General features: G+C 54.1%; 19 protein-coding genes. 14 read left to right on the top strand and 5 right to left on the bottom strand.

Annotated elements, in window-relative coordinates; translation table 11 throughout:
- Positions 1-6 precede the first annotated feature (6 nt).
- From CLM71_RS13075 to mdtI, 3 genes are all read left to right on the top strand, one after another.
- The gene (locus tag CLM71_RS13075; protein WP_105231394.1) at positions 7-648 is read left to right on the top strand and encodes a bifunctional 4-hydroxy-2-oxoglutarate aldolase/2-dehydro-3-deoxy-phosphogluconate aldolase; all 642 of its coding nucleotides are present in this window, start codon (positions 7-9) and stop codon (positions 646-648) included.
- A gap of 565 nt (positions 649-1,213) precedes the next feature.
- Complete coding sequence (gene mdtJ, locus CLM71_RS13070; RefSeq protein ID WP_105231393.1) at positions 1,214-1,582, top strand: multidrug/spermidine efflux SMR transporter subunit MdtJ; 369 nt, start codon at positions 1,214-1,216, stop codon at positions 1,580-1,582.
- Entirely contained in the window at positions 1,569-1,898 is a 330-nt protein-coding gene (gene mdtI, locus CLM71_RS13065; protein WP_105233382.1) for a multidrug/spermidine efflux SMR transporter subunit MdtI, read from the top strand. Before mdtJ ends, mdtI begins: the two co-directional genes overlap by 14 nt.
- Positions 1,899-1,958: 60 nt before the next feature.
- Here the strand turns inward: mdtI and CLM71_RS13060 are convergent, their stop codons facing one another.
- Positions 1,959-2,303: a RidA family protein gene (locus CLM71_RS13060; protein WP_105231392.1), complete on the bottom strand. Its 345-nt coding sequence runs from the start codon at positions 2,301-2,303 to the stop codon at positions 1,959-1,961.
- Between the two features lie 123 nt (positions 2,304-2,426).
- On the opposite strand from CLM71_RS13060, the gene CLM71_RS13055 reads away from it, so the two are divergent.
- From CLM71_RS13055 to rnd, 5 genes are all read left to right on the top strand, one after another.
- Positions 2,427-4,328 (top strand): ATP-dependent DNA helicase, encoded by a 1,902-nt coding sequence (locus CLM71_RS13055; RefSeq protein ID WP_105231391.1) that lies wholly within the window; start codon positions 2,427-2,429, stop codon positions 4,326-4,328.
- Positions 4,329-4,430: 102 nt separating this feature from the next.
- Complete coding sequence (gene tsaB, locus CLM71_RS13050) at positions 4,431-5,132, top strand: tRNA (adenosine(37)-N6)-threonylcarbamoyltransferase complex dimerization subunit type 1 TsaB (RefSeq protein ID WP_105231390.1); 702 nt, start codon at positions 4,431-4,433, stop codon at positions 5,130-5,132.
- Positions 5,133-5,237: 105 nt separating this feature from the next.
- On the top strand, positions 5,238-5,828 hold the full coding sequence (locus tag CLM71_RS13045) for a Slp family lipoprotein (protein ID WP_105231389.1): 591 nt from the start codon (positions 5,238-5,240) through the stop codon (positions 5,826-5,828).
- A gap of 207 nt (positions 5,829-6,035) precedes the next feature.
- Complete coding sequence (gene fadD / locus CLM71_RS13040; protein ID WP_105231388.1) at positions 6,036-7,724, top strand: long-chain-fatty-acid--CoA ligase FadD; 1,689 nt, start codon at positions 6,036-6,038, stop codon at positions 7,722-7,724.
- An 85-nt stretch (positions 7,725-7,809) separates the two neighbouring features.
- Positions 7,810-8,931, top strand: coding sequence for a ribonuclease D (rnd, locus tag CLM71_RS13035; RefSeq protein ID WP_105231387.1), 1,122 nt, complete (start codon positions 7,810-7,812; stop codon positions 8,929-8,931).
- Between the two features lie 237 nt (positions 8,932-9,168).
- Here the strand turns inward: rnd and minE are convergent, their stop codons facing one another.
- The 3 genes from minE to minC are packed head-to-tail and all read right to left on the bottom strand — an operon-like array spanning position 9,169 to position 10,980.
- Positions 9,169-9,438, bottom strand: a complete 270-nt coding sequence (gene minE / locus CLM71_RS13030) for a cell division topological specificity factor MinE (RefSeq protein WP_105231386.1) — start codon at positions 9,436-9,438, stop codon at positions 9,169-9,171.
- Positions 9,439-9,441: 3 nt separating this feature from the next.
- Complete coding sequence (minD, locus tag CLM71_RS13025) at positions 9,442-10,254, bottom strand: septum site-determining protein MinD (RefSeq protein ID WP_105231385.1); 813 nt, start codon at positions 10,252-10,254, stop codon at positions 9,442-9,444.
- A gap of 24 nt (positions 10,255-10,278) precedes the next feature.
- Entirely contained in the window at positions 10,279-10,980 is a 702-nt protein-coding gene (minC, locus tag CLM71_RS13020; protein WP_105231384.1) for a septum site-determining protein MinC, read from the bottom strand.
- Between the two features lie 136 nt (positions 10,981-11,116).
- Here minC and CLM71_RS13015 point away from each other — a divergent pair, with 136 nt between their 5' ends.
- The 6 genes from CLM71_RS13015 to CLM71_RS24145 all read left to right on the top strand — a co-directional run bounded on the left by CLM71_RS13015 (position 11,117) and on the right by CLM71_RS24145 (position 16,756).
- Positions 11,117-11,386: a YcgL domain-containing protein gene (locus CLM71_RS13015; protein WP_105231383.1), complete on the top strand. Its 270-nt coding sequence runs from the start codon at positions 11,117-11,119 to the stop codon at positions 11,384-11,386.
- A gap of 59 nt (positions 11,387-11,445) precedes the next feature.
- Positions 11,446-12,531 (top strand): lytic transglycosylase domain-containing protein, encoded by a 1,086-nt coding sequence (locus CLM71_RS13010; RefSeq protein ID WP_105231382.1) that lies wholly within the window; start codon positions 11,446-11,448, stop codon positions 12,529-12,531.
- Positions 12,532-12,628: 97 nt separating this feature from the next.
- Positions 12,629-13,285, top strand: a complete 657-nt coding sequence (locus CLM71_RS13005) for a fumarylacetoacetate hydrolase family protein (RefSeq protein WP_105231381.1) — start codon at positions 12,629-12,631, stop codon at positions 13,283-13,285.
- Between the two features lie 186 nt (positions 13,286-13,471).
- Positions 13,472-13,918, top strand: coding sequence for a YcgN family cysteine cluster protein (locus tag CLM71_RS13000; protein WP_054304772.1), 447 nt, complete (start codon positions 13,472-13,474; stop codon positions 13,916-13,918).
- A 465-nt stretch (positions 13,919-14,383) separates the two neighbouring features.
- Complete coding sequence (locus tag CLM71_RS12995) at positions 14,384-15,961, top strand: hypothetical protein (protein ID WP_105231380.1); 1,578 nt, start codon at positions 14,384-14,386, stop codon at positions 15,959-15,961.
- A 657-nt stretch (positions 15,962-16,618) separates the two neighbouring features.
- A complete protein-coding gene (locus CLM71_RS24145; RefSeq protein WP_172606274.1) occupies positions 16,619-16,756 on the top strand; it encodes a hypothetical protein in 138 nt (45 codons plus the stop codon).
- A 223-nt stretch (positions 16,757-16,979) separates the two neighbouring features.
- Here the strand turns inward: CLM71_RS24145 and dsbB are convergent, their stop codons facing one another.
- Positions 16,980-17,492, bottom strand: a complete 513-nt coding sequence (gene dsbB, locus CLM71_RS12990) for a disulfide bond formation protein DsbB (RefSeq protein WP_105231379.1) — start codon at positions 17,490-17,492, stop codon at positions 16,980-16,982.
- Positions 17,493-17,575 lie beyond the last annotated feature (83 nt).

The following is a 17,575-nucleotide window of genomic DNA, read 5'->3' as shown; positions in this document are numbered from 1 at the left end:
ATGACGATGAATCACTGGAAAACCAGCGCGCAGCAGATTCTGACCGCGGGCCCGGTTGTGCCGGTTATTGTGATTAACAAGCTGGAACATGCGGTGCCGTTGGCGAAGGCATTGGTCGCCGGCGGCGTGCGCGTGTTGGAAGTGACGCTGCGTACCGAGTGCGGGCTGGATGCTATCCGAGCTATTGCCAATGAAGTGCCTGAGGCGATTATCGGCGCCGGTACGGTGATCAACCCGCAGCAGCTGCAGGCGGTGACCGAGGCAGGCGCACAGTTTGCTATCAGCCCGGGGCTGACGGCCGATCTGCTGCAGGCGGCGACAGCCGGCAGCATTCCGTTGATTCCGGGTATTAGCACCGTGTCTGAACTGATGCTGGGGATGGATTACGGCCTGCGTGAGTTCAAGTTCTTCCCGGCGGAAGCCAACGGCGGTGTGAAAGCGCTGCAGGCGATCGCCGGTCCGTTCCCGCAGGTGCGCTTCTGCCCTACCGGCGGGATCTCGCCGGGTAACTATCGTGATTATCTGGCGCTGAAAAGCGTGCTGTGCATCGGCGGTTCCTGGCTGGTTCCTGGCGATGCGTTGGAGCAGGGCGACTATGCGCGTATTACCAAACTGGCGCGTGAAGCGGTGGATGGTGCGCGTGGCTAAGCCTTGTCGCGCCTGAGTTTGCCGCATCCTTGTACAAGGCATGCTACTCAGAGGCTCAATCATTGATTGAGCCTTTTTTAGTTTTCTATTTATATAACTTTCTTATTTTTAACTTATTTTTTGTCATTTGTTTATCAAAATGGCGGTTTGCTTTATTTTAAAGCCTATGGTACAACTATCTCCGTTAAACTTTTCCATAATGAGGATATTGAGCGAATCGTACGGGTTTTGTGATATGTACGGCTGAAGATAGCGAGATAACTATGATGACTACAAATAAAAACCCCCTTAGAACCTCAACCTGTCAGCTTTTCCTGTCTGCCATCCTTGCCAGTGAACACCACTGGTGCAGTGAGCTATAGCACCTTTCTCCCTTAACCGGTTGCGATAAGGCTGCGTTTTTCAAGCTTTATCTCCGCATAACCGGACACTCTGTTTTTACAACATTTGGGTCAGTTTATCCCCAGGGATCTCTACGTCCCGATGCGGTGAAATGCCGCTCGGACGAGATAAATCGGGATAAATATACCTTTGCGTGCGTTATTCGCCGTTTGGGAGAGAAATCATGATTTATTGGCTGTTTTTAGGTTTGGCTATCGTTACTGAAATTATCGGCACCTTGTCGATGAAATATGCCAGCGTCAGTGGGGGCATGCTGGGGCATATGGTGATGTATGTGATGATTACCACGTCATATATTTTGCTGTCCGTTGCGGTCAAGCGTGTCGCCCTGGGTGTGGCCTATGCGCTGTGGGAAGGCATCGGCATTTTGTTTATTACTCTGTTCAGCGTGCTGTGGTTCGATGAACCGATTTCCCTGCTGAAGGTATTGGGTCTGGCGACGTTGATTGCGGGCATTATGTTGGTGAAGTCCGGCACCCGTAAGACGCCGAAGTCTGACGATGAGCGAGGTGCGCAGCATGCAACAGCTTGAGTGGGTTCATATCGGTTTTCTGGTGCTGGCTACGGCGCTGGAGATTGTCGCCAACATTTTTCTGAAAATGTCAGACGGTTTCCGCAGGGTGTGGCTGGGGTTGCTGTCGCTGCTGTCGGTACTGGCCGCCTTTAGTGCGCTGGCGCAGGCGGTTAAGGGGATAGACCTGTCGGTTGCGTATGCGCTGTGGGGTGGTTTTGGTATTGTCGCCACCGTGGCCGCCGGCTGGATCCTGTTCGGTCAGCGTCTCAATGGCAAAGGCTGGTTGGGCGTTACGCTGTTGTTGACGGGAATGGTGCTGATTAAGCTGGCATAAAGGCGCCGTGGCGGCGCCATGGCCATTATGCCGCGGTCTGTAAGGTCCGCGGCATGACAATTATTGGGCGGCGATGATTTTGATTTCAACCTTGTATTTCGGATTCATCAGCTTCGCCTGCACGGTGCAGCGCACCGGTGCGCTACCGGGCACCACCCAGGCGTCCCAGGCGGCGTTCATGGCGGCAAAATCCGCCGCGTCGGCGAGAAACACGGTGGCGTCCATGACGCGGCTTTTGTCTGAGCCTACGCGCGCCAACAGGACGTCAATCGCCGCCAGGGCGTTTGCGGTCTGCGCCGTCGCGTCCTCATCCAGATTTTCCGGCACGCTGGTGTAATAGATGGTTTCGTTATGCACCACGGCTTCCGACCAGCGCTGTTCAGGATCAATGCGTTCGATATTCATTCAGTTATCTCCATATTGTTGGCTCGCTTAGGGTAGCACAGCATAGCGTCCGTTGCTGCCATCTGCACGGCGCTGCGGAATGTGTATATAATCACAGCTGAATTTTTTCGGCGGTGAGGCAGCGTGGCAGACGATTTCGCAACAGACGGCGCATTGGCGCAGGCAATTACAGGGTTTAAACCGCGCGAAGCGCAGCGGCTGATGGCCGAAGCGGTCGCCGAGGCCATCAATTTTAAACAGGAACTGGTGGTGGAAGCGGGAACCGGAACCGGTAAAACGTTTGCCTATCTGGCGCCGGCGCTGCGTTCGAATAAAAAAGTGATTATCTCTACCGGTTCCAAGGCGTTGCAGGATCAGCTGTACGCGCGCGATCTGCCGACTATCGCCAAAGCGTTGCAATTCAAGGGTAAACTGGCGTTGCTGAAAGGGCGCTCTAATTACCTGTGCCTGGAGCGTTTGGAGCAGCAGTCGCTGGCCGGCGGCGAACTGGCGGGGCAGACGCTGATCGATCTGGTGCAGCTGCGCGGCTGGTCGTCGCAGACCGTGGAAGGCGACATCAGCAGTTGCAGCGACGTGGCTGAAGACAGCTTCGTCTGGCCGCTGGTGACCAGCACCAATGACAACTGCCTGGGCAGCGATTGTCCGCAATATCAGGACTGCTTCGTGGTCAAAGCCCGCCGTAAGGCGATGGACGCTGACGTGGTGGTGGTTAACCATCACCTGTTTTTGGCGGATATGGTGGTGAAGGAAAGCGGTTTTGCCGAGCTGATCCCCGAGGCGGATGTGATGATTTTCGATGAAGCGCATCAGATCCCGGATATCGCCAGCCAGTATTTTGGCAAACAGTTGACCAGCCGTCAGCTGATGGATCTGGCGAAAGATATCACCATCGCTTACCGCACCGAGGTGCGCGACGCGGCTCAGTTGCAAAAGAGCGCCGATCGCTTAAGCATGAGTACGCAGGATTTTCGGCTGGCGCTGGGGGAACCGGGCTTTCGCGGCAACCTGCGCGACGTGGTGAACCAGCCCAATGTACAGCGTGCTTTGCTGTTGCTCGATGATGCGCTGGAGTTGTGTTACGACGTGATGAAACTGTCGCTCGGGCGCTCGGCGCTGCTGGATGCCGCGTTTGAGCGCGCAAGCCAGTATCGCACCCGCCTTAAACGCCTGAAATCGGTCAATGAACCCGGCTTTAGCTATTGGTATGAGTGTAATGCGCGCAATTTCGTGCTGGCGCTGACGCCGCTGACGGTGGCGGAACGTTTCCGTGAGCTGCTGGATGATAAACCGGGCAGCTGGATTTTCACCTCGGCGACGTTGTCGGTGAATGAACAGATGGGGCACTTTACCGAACGGCTGGGGCTGAACAAGGCGAAGACGCTGCTGTTACCCAGCCCGTTTGACTATGCCAACCAGGCGCTGTTGTGTGTGCCACGTTTTCTGCCGTCACCGAATCAGCCGGGTGGAGCGCGCCAGTTGGCGCGGATGCTGCGTCCGATGATTGAGGCCAACCAGGGGCGTTGTTTCTTCCTGTGTACCTCGCACCAGATGATGCGTGAGTTGGCCGAAGAGTTTCGCACGTCGATGACGTTGCCGGTACTGGTGCAGGGGGAAACCAGTAAGGGGCAGCTGTTGGCGCAGTTTGTCGAAGCGGGCAACGCGCTGCTGGTGGCGACCAGCAGTTTCTGGGAAGGGGTGGACGTGCGCGGCGATGCGCTGTCGTGCGTGATTATCGATAAACTGCCGTTTACCTCGCCGGACGATCCGTTGCTCAAGGCGCGCATTGAAGATTGCCGCCTGCGCGGCGGCGATCCGTTTAATGAGGTACAGCTGCCGGATGCGGTGATTACCCTCAAGCAGGGTGTCGGCCGCCTGATCCGCGATACGGATGACCGCGGCGTGCTGGTCATTTGCGACAACCGGCTGGTGATGCGTCCCTATGGCGAAGTCTTTCTCAATAGCCTGCCGCCTACGCCGCGCACGCGCGATCTGAGCAAGGCGATCGCCTTTTTGCAGCAGGAATAACCGGGGAGCCGCGCCCGTGTGGCTGCGGCTATGCCGGTAATCGGGGCTGTGCTACAATGCGCGCCCTGTAAAAAATACTGATATTTCCCGCCTGAGGTTGGCATGTCCACGCGAATTTTAGCGATCGATACCGCAACGGAAGCCTGTTCCGTTGCCCTCTGGAATCAAGGCGAAACCCACGCCCTGTTTGAACTGTGCCCGCGTGAACACACGCAGCGTATCCTGCCGATGGTGCAGCAGGTCCTGGCCGAATCCGGCGTGACGCTCGCCGAGCTTGATGCGCTGGCCTTTGGGCGTGGCCCCGGCAGTTTCACCGGCGTGCGTATCGGCATTGGTATCGCGCAGGGACTGGCGTTAGGCGCCGATTTGCCGATGCTGGGCGTTTCTACCCTACAGACCATGGCGCAGGGCGCCTGGCGTATGACCGGCGCGCAGCGCGTGCTGGCGGCGATCGACGCCCGTATGGGCGAGGTTTACTGGGGCCAGTTTGAGCGTCAGTCCGATGGGCAATGGCTGGAAAGCGAAGGTGAGGCGGTATTGTCGCCCGAGCAGGCGCTGGCGCGCGCGCAGGGCCTGCAAGGCGACTGGGCGCAGGTAGGCACCGGCTGGCAAACCTACCCGCAGCTGGTTGCCGGTGCGCCGATTACTCTGCATGATGGTCAGATATTGCTGCCGCGAGCGGAAGATATGCTGCCGCTGGCGCTGCATGCCTGGCAGCAGGGGCAGGCTTGCCCGGTTGAACAGGCTGAACCGACGTATCTGCGTAATGAAGTCACCTGGAAGAAGTTACCGGGGCGCGAATAGCCCTTTGCACGTTATGTGCGCTTTATACGTGACAGGGATGAAACGTTCTGCAACTTGCGGCGAAAATAACAGTCGAAGTGACAGATATTTCAGGAGATTGCGACCATGTTAATCCGTACCGTAATTCAACGATTCACGCTGCCGGCATTGGCCGGCGGCGTTCTGATGCTGTCCGGCTGCGTCACCGTCCCTGATGCGATTAAAGGCTCATCCCCAACGCCGGTCACCGAGCTGGCGTCGGTGCAAAACGCGCCAAGCCTGTTTAACGGTGCGGAGGCCCGCTTTGGTGGTAAAGTGGTGAATGTGGCGAACGAGCAGGGCAAGACGGTACTGGAAATCGCCGCAGTGCCGCTGGACGATGGCGCGCGGCCGATTCTCGGTGAACCATCGCGCGGGCGAGTGCTGGCGACGGTAAACGGTTTCCTTGAACCGACGGACTTCAAGGGGCATCTGGTCACCGTAGTCGGTTCGATAACCGGCGTGCAGCCTGGCAAAATCGGTGCGACGCCGTATAAATTCGTTACGATGAACGTCAGCGGCTTTAAACGCTGGCGGGTGACGCAGCAGGTAATGATGCCTCCAGCGCCAATGGGCCCTTGGGGTTGGCGTGGCGGCCCGTGGGGACCTGACTGGGGCCCGGGGTACGGCTGGTACAGCCCTGGCCCGGCACAGGTGCAAACGATCGTTACCGAGTAAGTTACGCGAAAATTCAATAGATTGTGAAGGCGGCTTATGAGCCGCCTTTTCTTTTGGCGTAGGGAAGCGCCGGTAATTAGTGACACGCATCGCAACCTGCAAATTGTTTAAAACCTAAACTGGTCTGCTGAGTTAAAATATTGTTATAACCTGGCTGCGCATTTAGGGGCTGCGATGATAATGAGAAATGATTTCGGGAGTAATACCTTGGAAAAGGTCTGGTTAAAACGTTATCCGGCAGATGTGCCAGCAGAGATTGACGCCGATCGCTATCCGTCTTTGGTTGAAATGTTTGAAAATGCCGTACAGCGTTATGCGGATCAACCAGCATTTATCAATATGGGCGAGGTGATGACCTACCGCAAGTTGGAAGAGCGCAGCCGGGCATTCGCCGCCTACTTGCAAAATGAGCTGGGGTTGAATAAAGGCGACCGTGTCGCTTTGATGATGCCAAACCTGCTGCAGTACCCGATTGCGCTGTTCGGCATTCTGCGGGCCGGCATGGTGGTGGTTAACGTGAACCCGCTGTATACGCCGCGCGAATTGGAGCATCAGCTCAACGACAGCGGCGCCAGCGCTATTGTCATCGTCTCCAACTTTGCCCATACGCTGGAAAAGGTGGTCTTCAAAACCCAGGTTAAGCATGTGATCCTGACGCGGATGGGGGATCAGCTCTCGGCGGCCAAAGGCACGCTGGTCAACTTTGTGGTGAAGTATGTCAAACGCTTGGTGCCGAAGTACGACCTGCCGGACGCCATCTCTTTCCGTACGGCGCTGCAGCGCGGCCGACGTCTGCAATATGTAAAACCGGACATCATTAACAGCGATTTGGCTTTTTTGCAGTACACCGGCGGCACCACCGGGGTGGCGAAAGGCGCGATGCTGACCCACCGCAATATGCAGGCCAATCTCGAACAGGCCAAGGCGGCTTATGCGCCGCTGTTCCGTGCCGGACAAGAGCTGGTGGTGACCGCGCTGCCGCTGTATCACATTTTTGCGCTGACGGTGAACTGCCTGCTGTTTATCGATCTTGGCGGCCGTAACCTGTTGATCACTAATCCGCGCGATATCCCCGGCCTGGTTAAAGAGCTGGCCAAATACCCGTTTACCGCGCTGAGCGGCGTCAATACCCTGTTCAATGCGCTGCTGAATAACGAGGAGTTCCTCAAACTGGACTTTTCGACGCTGCGTTTTTCGGTGGGGGGCGGTATGGCGGTGCAAAAGGCGGTGGCGGATAAGTGGGAGCAGACCACCGGGAAGCACCTGCTGGAAGGCTATGGCCTGACCGAGTGCGCGCCGCTGGTGGCCGGCAACCCGTATGATTTGCAGCATTACAGCGGCAGTATCGGGTTACCGGTACCGTCGACCGATGTGCGCCTGGTGGATGAGCAGGGGGAAGACGTTGCCATGGGCGAACCGGGTGAACTGTGGGTCAAAGGGCCGCAAGTTATGTTAGGCTATTGGCAACGTCCCGACGCCACGGATGAAGTGCTGAAAGACGGCTGGCTGGCGACCGGCGATATCGTCACGGTGGATGAACAAGGCTTTATTCGCATCGTCGATCGTAAAAAAGATATGATTTTGGTATCGGGTTTTAACGTTTATCCGAATGAAATTGAGGATGTCGTCAGTCAGCATGCTAAAGTGCTGGAGTGCGCGGCAATTGGCGTGCCGAGCGAAGCCTCCGGCGAGAGCGTGAAAATTTGCGTGGTGAAGAAGGATCCTTCGCTGACCAAGGACGAGTTGCTGACCCATTGCCGTCGGCACCTGACCGGGTATAAAGTGCCTAAAATTGTTGAGTTCCGCGACGAGTTGCCGAAATCGAACGTCGGCAAAATTCTGCGACGCGAACTGCGTGACGAACAGACAAATGCCAAGGCGGCCGATGCCGCCTGATGTTGTCCGGTCACACTTACTTATCAACAGCGCCGGTGAATGCCGGCGTTGTTGTGTTTGGCTCATGAAATAAGAGAATGAAGTTTTGAATTATACGTTGATCACTACCGATGCCGGATTGCAGCAGGTCTGCGAACAGGCCAGAACACATGCTCAAATCGCGCTTGATACCGAATTTGTCAGAACGCGCACCTATTACCCGCAGCTTGGCCTTATCCAGTTATACGATGGTGAACAACTCTCCCTGATTGACCCTTTGCCGATTACACAGTGGCAGCCGTTTATTGACCTGCTGAGCGACAAGGCCGTGGTGAAATATCTGCATGCCGGCAGCGAAGATCTTGAAGTATTCCTGAACGCTTTCCAAACCTTGCCGACGCCGCTGGTGGATACCCAGATCCTGGCGGCATTCACCGGTCGGCCGCTGTCGTGCGGGTTCGCCACGCTGGTTGCTGCCTATATGCAGGTCGAATTGGACAAAAGCGAATCGCGTACCGACTGGCTGGCCCGGCCGCTGACCGAGCGTCAGTGTCAGTATGCGGCGGCCGATGTGTTCTATCTGTTGCCGATGGCCGGCCAACTGGTGCAGGAAGTCGAGCAGGCCGGCTGGACCGATGCGGCGAGCAATGAGTGCCTGCTGCTGTGCCAACGCCGTAGCGAAACGTTGGCGCCGGAGCTGGCCTACCGCGAAATCAATAATGCCTGGCAGCTGCGCCCGCGCCAGCTGGGCTGTTTGCAAAAACTGGCCGCCTGGCGACTGCAGCAGGCGCGGCAACGCGATCTGGCGGTTAATTTTGTGGTGCGGGAAGAAAACCTGTGGGCGGTGGCGCGCCATATGCCGTCTTCAATGGGCGAGTTGGACGCACTGGGCCTAAGTGGCCCGGAGATCCGGTTCCACGGTAAAACGCTGCTGGCGCTGGTTGCTGAGGCTAACGCGCTGGATGAAGCCGAGCTGCCGGCACCGGTGGCCAATCTGGTAGAGCACCCGGGTTACAAAAAGGTCTTCAAGGATATCAAGGCGGCGATCGTTACCGTCAGTGAGCAAAGCGGTTTAAGCAGTGAACTGCTGGCATCGCGCCGGCAAATTAATCAGCTGCTGAATTGGCATTGGAAACTGAAAAACAGCGACTGCCAGCCGGAATTAATCAACGGGTGGCGTGCGGAGTTATTAGCCGAGCCGTTATTGGCAATCCTACAGGGTTATTAATAGAACAGAAGCGGATGCGGGGCAGGGGAAAAGGAAACTGCTCCGTTTATTGTGGGATGGATTTAATTTCAGATAATACTGGCGCCAGTATTAAGTTTAAATAACATTACCACCAGATTAATTGGGATTAATCTCAAACGGTAAAAATAGATATTTTGCTGTTTTCCCGTTCAATGCCTGGACGCATATACAGTATCCCCCTGCAAAAAATACAGGGGGATATTTATTGCGTCGCGATCATTTAGCGGCTTCTTCTGACTCCGGTAACGTGACGTTGAGTTCCAGTACCGAAATATCGTCTCCTTTCTGCTCAAACTGAAGGTGCAGCATGTCAGGGTCAATCTGAATGTACTTGCAGATGACCGCCAGGATGTCACGCTTCATATCGGGCAGGTACGGGGGTTCACTGTCTCCCCGACGACGCTCTGCGACGATAATTTGCAGCCGCTCCTTGGCTACAGTGGCTGTACTTTTTTTGCGGGACAGAAAGAAGTCTAACAAAGCCATGGTTTATCCCCCAAAAAGGCGTTTCAGGAAGCCCTTCTTCTCTTCTTCAATGAAGCGGAAGGGGCGTTCTTCTCCTAACAAGCGGTTAACGGTATCGTCATATGCCTTGCCGGCATCGGACTCGAGATCCAGAATCACAGGTTCACCCTGGTTGGATGCGCGCAGTACGGACTGGTCTTCCGGGATAACCCCGACCAGAGGAATGCGCAAAATTTCCAGCACGTCTTCCATGCTCAGCATGTCGCCGCGGCTGACGCGGCCCGGATTGTAACGGGTCAGCAGCAGGTGCTCCTTGATCGGGTCCTTGCCTTGTTCGGCGCGGCGCGATTTGGAGGACAGAATGCCGAGAATACGGTCGGAGTCGCGTACCGAAGACACTTCCGGGTTGGTGGTGATGATGGCTTCATCCGCGAAGTACAGCGCCATCAGCGCACCGGTTTCAATACCGGCTGGTGAGTCGCACACCACAAAGTCAAAGTCCATCTTGCCAAGTTCGTTGAGCACTTTCTCAACGCCTTCGCGGGTCAGCGCGTCTTTATCGCGCGTTTGAGATGCGGGCAGAATGTAGAGGTTTTCGGTGCGTTTGTCTTTGATTAACGCCTGGTTCAGCGTGGCATCACCCTGAATTACGTTAACGAAGTCATAAACCACGCGACGCTCACAGCCCATAATCAAGTCAAGGTTACGCAGACCGATATCGAAGTCGATAACGACGGTTTTCTTGCCTTGTTTGGCCAGACCGGTCGCGATGGCTGCGCTCGAGGTGGTTTTACCAACCCCCCCTTTACCCGATGTAACAACAATAATGCGTGCCATGAAGTGGTTCCTTGTCAAAAGGGCTCAATTTAAAGGTTGTATGGTTAAAGCGTTATCCAACAGGCTGAGTCGTACTGCCTGCCCGAACGAGTCGGACGGGATCTGGTCGCTCAACCAGTACTGCCCTGCGATAGAGACTAGCTCAGCGGCCAGATGCGTGCAAAAAATCTGACATGAGGCATCGCCGGATGCGCCAGCCAGCGCACGACCGCGCATCATGCCGTAGATGTGAATATTGCCGTCGGCAATCACTTCTGCACCGGCGCTGACGCTGCTGGTTACGATTAAATCGCAGTTACGGGCATAAATCTGTTGGCCGGAACGGACAGGTGTGCTGATGACGCGTGTTTTGGCGGGAGCGTTGTCGGCTGCCGGCTCGGGAGCCGGAGCCGGCACCTCGGCAGCGGCCACTTTGTGGCCTTTTCCTTCGCTCAGCAACGGCAGACCGGCACGGGCAACCGCCCGTTTTTGCCGCTCATCTTTGCAACCGCTGATGCCAACCACCCGCAGACCTGCCGCTGCGACCGCCTGTTGGAGTTCTTTCCAGTTTGCGTCGCCGTTAAGCGCTGCAATGTTGATAACAACAGGGGCGTTTTTCAAAAAAGCGGGAGCTTGTTCCACTTTTTCTTGCAACGCCTCGCGAATTACCTCGGGTTCCGAATTATGCAAATGAACAACCGATAGGGTAAAACTGCTGCCTTTTAGCTCAATTGGCGATTGTGACATCTATCCTGACTCAGTTTCAGCAACTTTAAATCCCCGGAATTCCACTCGGGGTGCGATATTCCGATGTACTAGAAGCATGTTATAGTCAGAGTTATATCCAGGCAAGACACTGCCCCAATTAAATAGAGTTAAAAATATGCTTTGTGTGATCTATAGAAGTTCAAAACGCGATCAAACTTATCTTTATGTCGAAAAAAAAGACGACTTCTCGCGCGTGCCGGAGGATTTGCTGAAAAGTTTTGGCGCGCCGCAGTTCGCTATGTTGCTTAATCTTGATGAACGGAAAAGATTAGCCAATGCGAATATTGACAAGGTGAGAGAGGCCCTGAAGGAAGAAGGGTTTTATCTGCAGGTGCCGCCGCCGGTTGAGAATTTATTGAGCCAGCATTTGGGCGGCGGGAAATAATTGTCGTCTGCCCCGCATGTTGAGCGGGGCGGAATTGAGTTGCAGAAAAGGACACCGCGATGAGATTGTCGACCACGGCTTTGACACTGACGGCTTTGATACTGGCCGGCTGTGCCAGCCATAAGAACCAGGCGCTAGCGGCGCCAACCGCCACGCCGCCTGCGTCGGGAGGGATGCTGAAGCCTGCGGCCGGCAGTCCCGGAGCGCCGGCTGCGAATACGCTGGCCGCTACCGGTCGCGACCCGGCGCAGTTTCCCGCCTATGTTGAACAACTTAAAAGTCAGGCATTAGCGCAGGGACTGAGCCGGAAAACGGTCGACAGCGCCTTTGTCAATATCCATTTTGTCGATAGGGTGATTAAATCCGATCGCAATCAGCTGGAAAAGAAGATAACCCTGGACGTTTATCTGCAGCGCGTGCTGTCGGCCAGTAAAACGCGGCAGGGGCGCGAGATGATGCGTAAATACCAGCCGCAGCTGGCACGGGCGACGGCGCGTTACGGCGTGCCGGAGCGCTATATCGTGGCGCTGTGGGCGATGGAAAGTCATTTCGGCAAGATTCAGGGTAAGGAAGATGTGGTTTCCGCGCTGGCGACGCTGGCGTTTGAAGGGCGCAGAGAGGCGTTTTTCCGCAAGCAGCTGATGGCGGCGTTGCAGATTATTGAGCAGGGACACGTGACGGCCGGACAGTTGACAGGCTCCTGGGCGGGTGCGATGGGGCAAAGCCAGTTTATGCCCAGCTCATTCTTGACCTATGGCGCTGACGGCGATGGCGATGGACGCATTGATATCTGGAACAATGTCGATGATGTTTTTGCCTCGACGGCCAATTACCTGTCGACAGAAGGCTGGCAGGCAGGCAGCAGCTGGGGGCGTGAAGTCAAACTGCCGGCAGGTTTCAGCGCTGCCGATCTGGGGCTGAAAACCCGCGGACGCACGGTTAATCAGTGGGCGGCAATGGGCGTCACGCAGCCTGACGGCGCCGCGCTGCCGGATGCTACGCTACGCAGCTGGGTCATTACGCCGGACGATGCGCAGGGGCGAGCGTTCCTGGTGTATGATAATTTCCGTACCATCATGCACTGGAACCGTTCATATTATTTTGCCATCAGCGTGGGTATGATGGCGGATGCCGTTGGCCAATAAGCCGCACCGGCGGGCCGTCAGCGATACGGCGCTACTGTAACGACAACGGGCCTGGCCTGCGGGCTGAGCCCCTACATGATTTGTAGGGAGAAACGGAATGTATCAACATCGAGACTGGCAGGGGGCATTGCTGGATTTTCCGGTAAGCAAAGTGGTGTGTGTCGGCAGCAATTATGCCGATCACATCAAGGAGATGGGCAGCGCCAAATCCGCCGAGCCGGTGCTGTTTATCAAACCTGAAACCGCATTGTGCGATATCCGCCAGCCGGTGGCGATCCCGAAAGATCTTGGCGCGGTGCACCACGAGGTTGAACTGGCGGTGCTGATCGGTACGCCGCTGAAGCAGGCCAATGAAGATCGCGTGGCGCGGGCGATCGCCGGCTACGGCGTGGCGCTGGATCTGACGCTGCGTGATTTGCAGGCGGGGTTCAAGAAAGCCGGCCAGCCGTGGGAAAAGGCCAAAGGCTTCGATGGCTCTTGCCCTCTCTCCGGTTTTATTCCGGTCGCCGAGTTTGGCGACGCGCAAAATGCTGAACTGACGCTGAACGTTAACGGCGAGATCCGCCAGCAGGGCAATACGCGCGATATGATCACACCGATCCTGCCGTTGATCGCCTACATGAGCCGTTTCTTCACGCTGCGCGCCGGCGATATCATTCTCACCGGCACGCCGCAGGGCGTCGGGCCGATGGCCTCGGGCGATATGCTGACAATCTCTCTGAACGACAAGACGCTGACTACGCGCGTGATCTGATCCTGCCGGCCGTCGTGTAAAAACGGCGGCAAGGCTTGCATCTGCAGGCTAAAATGTCTATATAGTGCCCCTCGCAGTCTGTATGCAGGCTAACATTCATTTACTCATCCTTAATCGCCGATCGCGCGGCTCGGGCAAGCATGCCGGGCTGGCTGAAGGTATTAAGGGGTTATACCGGATTTCAACATGTCACAACGTCCTTTTTGGCAGAGCAAAACGCTGGCGGAAATGTCAGAAGAAGAGTGGGAATCGCTGTGCGACGGTTGTGGGCAGTGCTGTCTGAATAAACTGATCGACGAAGATACCGACGAAATCTATTTTACCAACGTTGCCTGCAACCAGCTGAATATTAAATCCTGCCAGTGCCGCAACTATGAACGACGTTTCGAACTGGAAGAAGACTGCATCAAACTGACGCGGGAAAATCTGGTGACTTTCGACTGGCTGCCGCCAACCTGCGCCTATCGTCTGATCGGCGAAGGCAAGCCTCTATACCCTTGGCATCCGCTGATCAGCGGTTCAAAGGCAGCGATGCATGGTGAGCGTATTACCGTACGCCATATTGCCGTGCGCGAGAGTGAGGTGGTGGATTGGCAGGACCATATCCTCAATAAACCGGACTGGGCGCGTTGATTGACCGTATTGAAAGGCGTGAACTGACGAGGTTGGCGCCCAAGACATGGATATCGCCGACGCGGAAATAGTGTCTGACATCGTCAGCAGGTCGTGTTACCGGCCATCTGCATTTGTAATCCTGATAACCCCGCTGTGCGCATGCGCGCATTGGGGTTTTGCCCTGTTCGGGCAGATCTCTCCCCATTTTTATCGGCTATTCCGCCACTCGACCACGTCTTGATTAAAGCCCCTGTACATTTGCCACACCGTTATCTTCCCGAATGGAAAGAAATAAAGTTACGTACGTTCGTAAAGATACGCGTAAAAAATGCGCTGAGCAATGGCACAACGGGTTTCGGTTTATTATCAATGCTGACAATGATTAATATCTTACACAGAACGCAGCGAATCGATTATTTATACGGTAAGTATCCGGTTACTCGTTCGTCATTTTATTTATCTGCATAAGACAGGAGAAATAACGTGGAAGATATTAACGCGAAATCAGTTATTCTGGATCAGGGTGGTACGGTACAAGACGCTGTAAAGTACATTACGCCGGAAATGTTTGGCGCAGTGGGTGATGGCAGCGCTGATGATGCTGGTGCCATTATCGATGCAATGAAGCATGCAATCAATACTGGTATAAATGCGGTGCGTGGTGATGGTATTTACCGGATTGATAAGGGTATTCCTTGTCTCTCTGGTCTTAATAAGAATGATAATGGCACAATGTACCGCTTCGGCTTTAATCTTACGTTAAATGTCGTCATTGTTGGTGATAAATTCCCGGCCTTACCAGAAAAATGGTGGGATGCCGAGGGGGCATTCTATTCTGCTGGGAGCGGTTCAACGGAGAATTTTAACTTAAATGTGAGTGAGTTCTTCGGTAACTTCAGAGCAACGTTTTTTAAAGTTCAAGGCAAAGGGCTATCTACAAGTACTATCTCATGTGATGAAATGCGCGGGCATATTATCGGATTTAAAAATTATCTGGATCCAGAAAAACAATCCGGTATGAATAAAATTCGGGGAAAAAACTGGCAGACCGGGTATATCGCCTGCTTGATTGGTGGTAGTGGTAAAGGTGGCGGGAACAGTGAATGCCACAATATTGATATTACCTGGTGTGCAACGCATAGATTTGGTGGTATTTCACTACAGGATCGCAGCCAATACGCGAATATAAACAATGGTACTTATGATTATAACGGTAAGTACACATCCGTTCTTACCCTGAGCGATATTGTGACCGAGGACGCATATAGCGTTGAGTTTGGTTATGATATTGTGAGTGGTACTAAAAAATCGGTTGCGTTATCGAGCATCATGCGGGGATATGAAAACAAATGGCAGCTCGTTGTTGCCGAGGACTCCGATATCACCGATGGGGAATCCAAATTTGCTGTTGGTGATGTGATCACGGCGCCAGGTTTTTCTGCAACGGTTGCAGAGATCACAGTGCCAAGCAAAAAGACCACTATCTATATGGATATTATTATCAGCAACAGAAAGGGCGATTTTAGCAAGGTTCGCGTAGCTGCTGATTATGTCGGTGGTATCTTCGGACACAACCTGTTCACCAGCGATATCTGGGGGCCAAGCTCTGCACAAAACGTTAGAAACATGTCGTATCGTGGCTTAGGCGTTGGTGGTACAGCATCTAAGTTAGAGATGTATTCGACACAGCATAATGTCAGGTTGCCTTTTGCCGCGGTGACGGACAGCGATTTCCAACTAAATAAAAACCTGACAATCAACAGCACAAACAAATTACAGGGGACGGCGGGGAATGTGGTGGTTCAGCATAATACGCCGGTATGGGCATTATCGCTAAACTCTGGTTCAAATACGCCGGTGTCGATGTGGAAAATCTATGTTACCAGCACGGACAGCAATATCTATGGTGAGTTTACCGTGGCCAATACCTCAAGCTTTGCCAAGCTCATCAGCGAGAATTCTGGATATGTCACTCTTACAACTGAAAATCACAGAATAATGTTAAGCCAGAGCTCCGGGTCAACCAGAACGCTTTACTATAATGCTATTCGCTTAATGTAGTCTCAGTCTGTGACATCTATAGAGTAAACATTAGCGCAAAACGACTCAAACCTGAGAGGGCGCGATTTGTCTTGCGCTAATAATTTTTCCTATTTTATTTCACTCTGGTGCAGAGCCACTGATGTTGTTTCCGGACTATATATTTTGCTGGATATACTGAACGTAGCAGGTATGGTCGGTCGCGTTGAGTCGGGGGTCAACGCAGTTTTATACGGGAGCTGTACACCGGCTCTTCGGCGATCACCTCATAACGGCTTCTGCTGCGTCGCATGACGTCACCCGATTTGGAAAACAGTAGGGTGGTGAGAATGATGCAGACTACCACCAAGGCAATTTCAATTCTGTTCATAGTATCTGTTGCTGGATAACCAAGAGTTATGCGCTTGCCCGACGGTGCCAGACGCCTATCAACGTCGTCAGATAAGGTGCGGTTTGCCACTCAGGCGGAAACGATGGCGCAACATACCCGGCTAATCGGCAAGAGTAAATACTTTACAACAACGCGGGGGAGCATGCCGGTTGGTGTAAATATGTACAAACCATTAACCAATCTTATTAATAATGTTTCATTTTATGTGTGGCTATTGAAGTGGAAGGCATAGTTGCCTAAGTTTTAAAGGCGTGTTTATTGTGGGTAGTTACAAGGAGATGTGAAGTATGACTGATGATAAACGTCTTAATCTGCTGGAGAAAATGGCTGTTCTGATGTTTGCTGTATTGCTTGCCTATATTGTACTGACGTTTGGATTATCGTTTTTCGGTCTGGATCATCCTTGGCCGTGTCCAAAAAGATAAAGAGCTGCATTTACCAGGGAAACACTAAAACAATAATGCTAATCATCGTTGTACGCCGTCTTGCATCACGGACGATAAAACCCGACAAACCATACGCCCCGTGGGGCATCGCTTCTCTTTATGTGATTTTTCCGCCGTCTCATCGTGCAGAATAGCCCCTATAAAAAAGGCGCCGTCAGGCGCCTTTCAGATTGATACCGATACGTTTTACTCTGCGTCAGCTTTACTGACGTGAACGCACTATCTGGCTGAGCAGCACGATCGCGGCGACCAGCAGGTAGGCGGCGAAGATGCCGACCAGCCACTGCGGCATTTCCAGCGTCAGGAACTGCCATTGGCGCACCGAACAGTCGCCGGAGGCATGAAATACGGCCGGCATCCACTTGTCCAGCGGCAGCCAGGAAGGGAAACTGACGAAAAAGTCGCAGGTATTGAACGGTGAAGGGTGCAGCATAATCATGGTGTGTTTCCACGCCAGCTGCAGCCCTTCCCAGGCGCTGTAGATCCACAGCAGAATGGCGGCATAGCGCAGCGGCGTTTTCGGCGCGATAGCGCCTAGCAGTGAAGCGCCCAGAATGCCAAACAGCGCGCAGCGCTCATAAATACACATCACACAAGGTTGCAGCAGCATAACGTGCTGGAAATAGAGCGCAGTCAGTTCCAGCGCCAGCGCGGTGATAGCCATCAACAGCCAGGCGCGGCGTCCTTGTGAGCAGCGCTTAAAGAATCGCAACATATTTTGAGTCTTCCATGCAGTAAGCAATTGAACCGGCAGTGTAAACCACAATTCAACCGTGTTGCCAGCCATCAGAGACCCTT

The sequence above is a fragment of the Serratia sp. MYb239 genome (assembly GCF_002966855.1).
GTDB classification, from domain to species: domain Bacteria; phylum Pseudomonadota; class Gammaproteobacteria; order Enterobacterales; family Enterobacteriaceae; genus Serratia_B; species Serratia_B rhizosphaerae.
The sequence above is the reverse complement of the archived record's forward strand: the minus strand, read 5'-3'. Positions and strand labels throughout refer to the sequence as shown.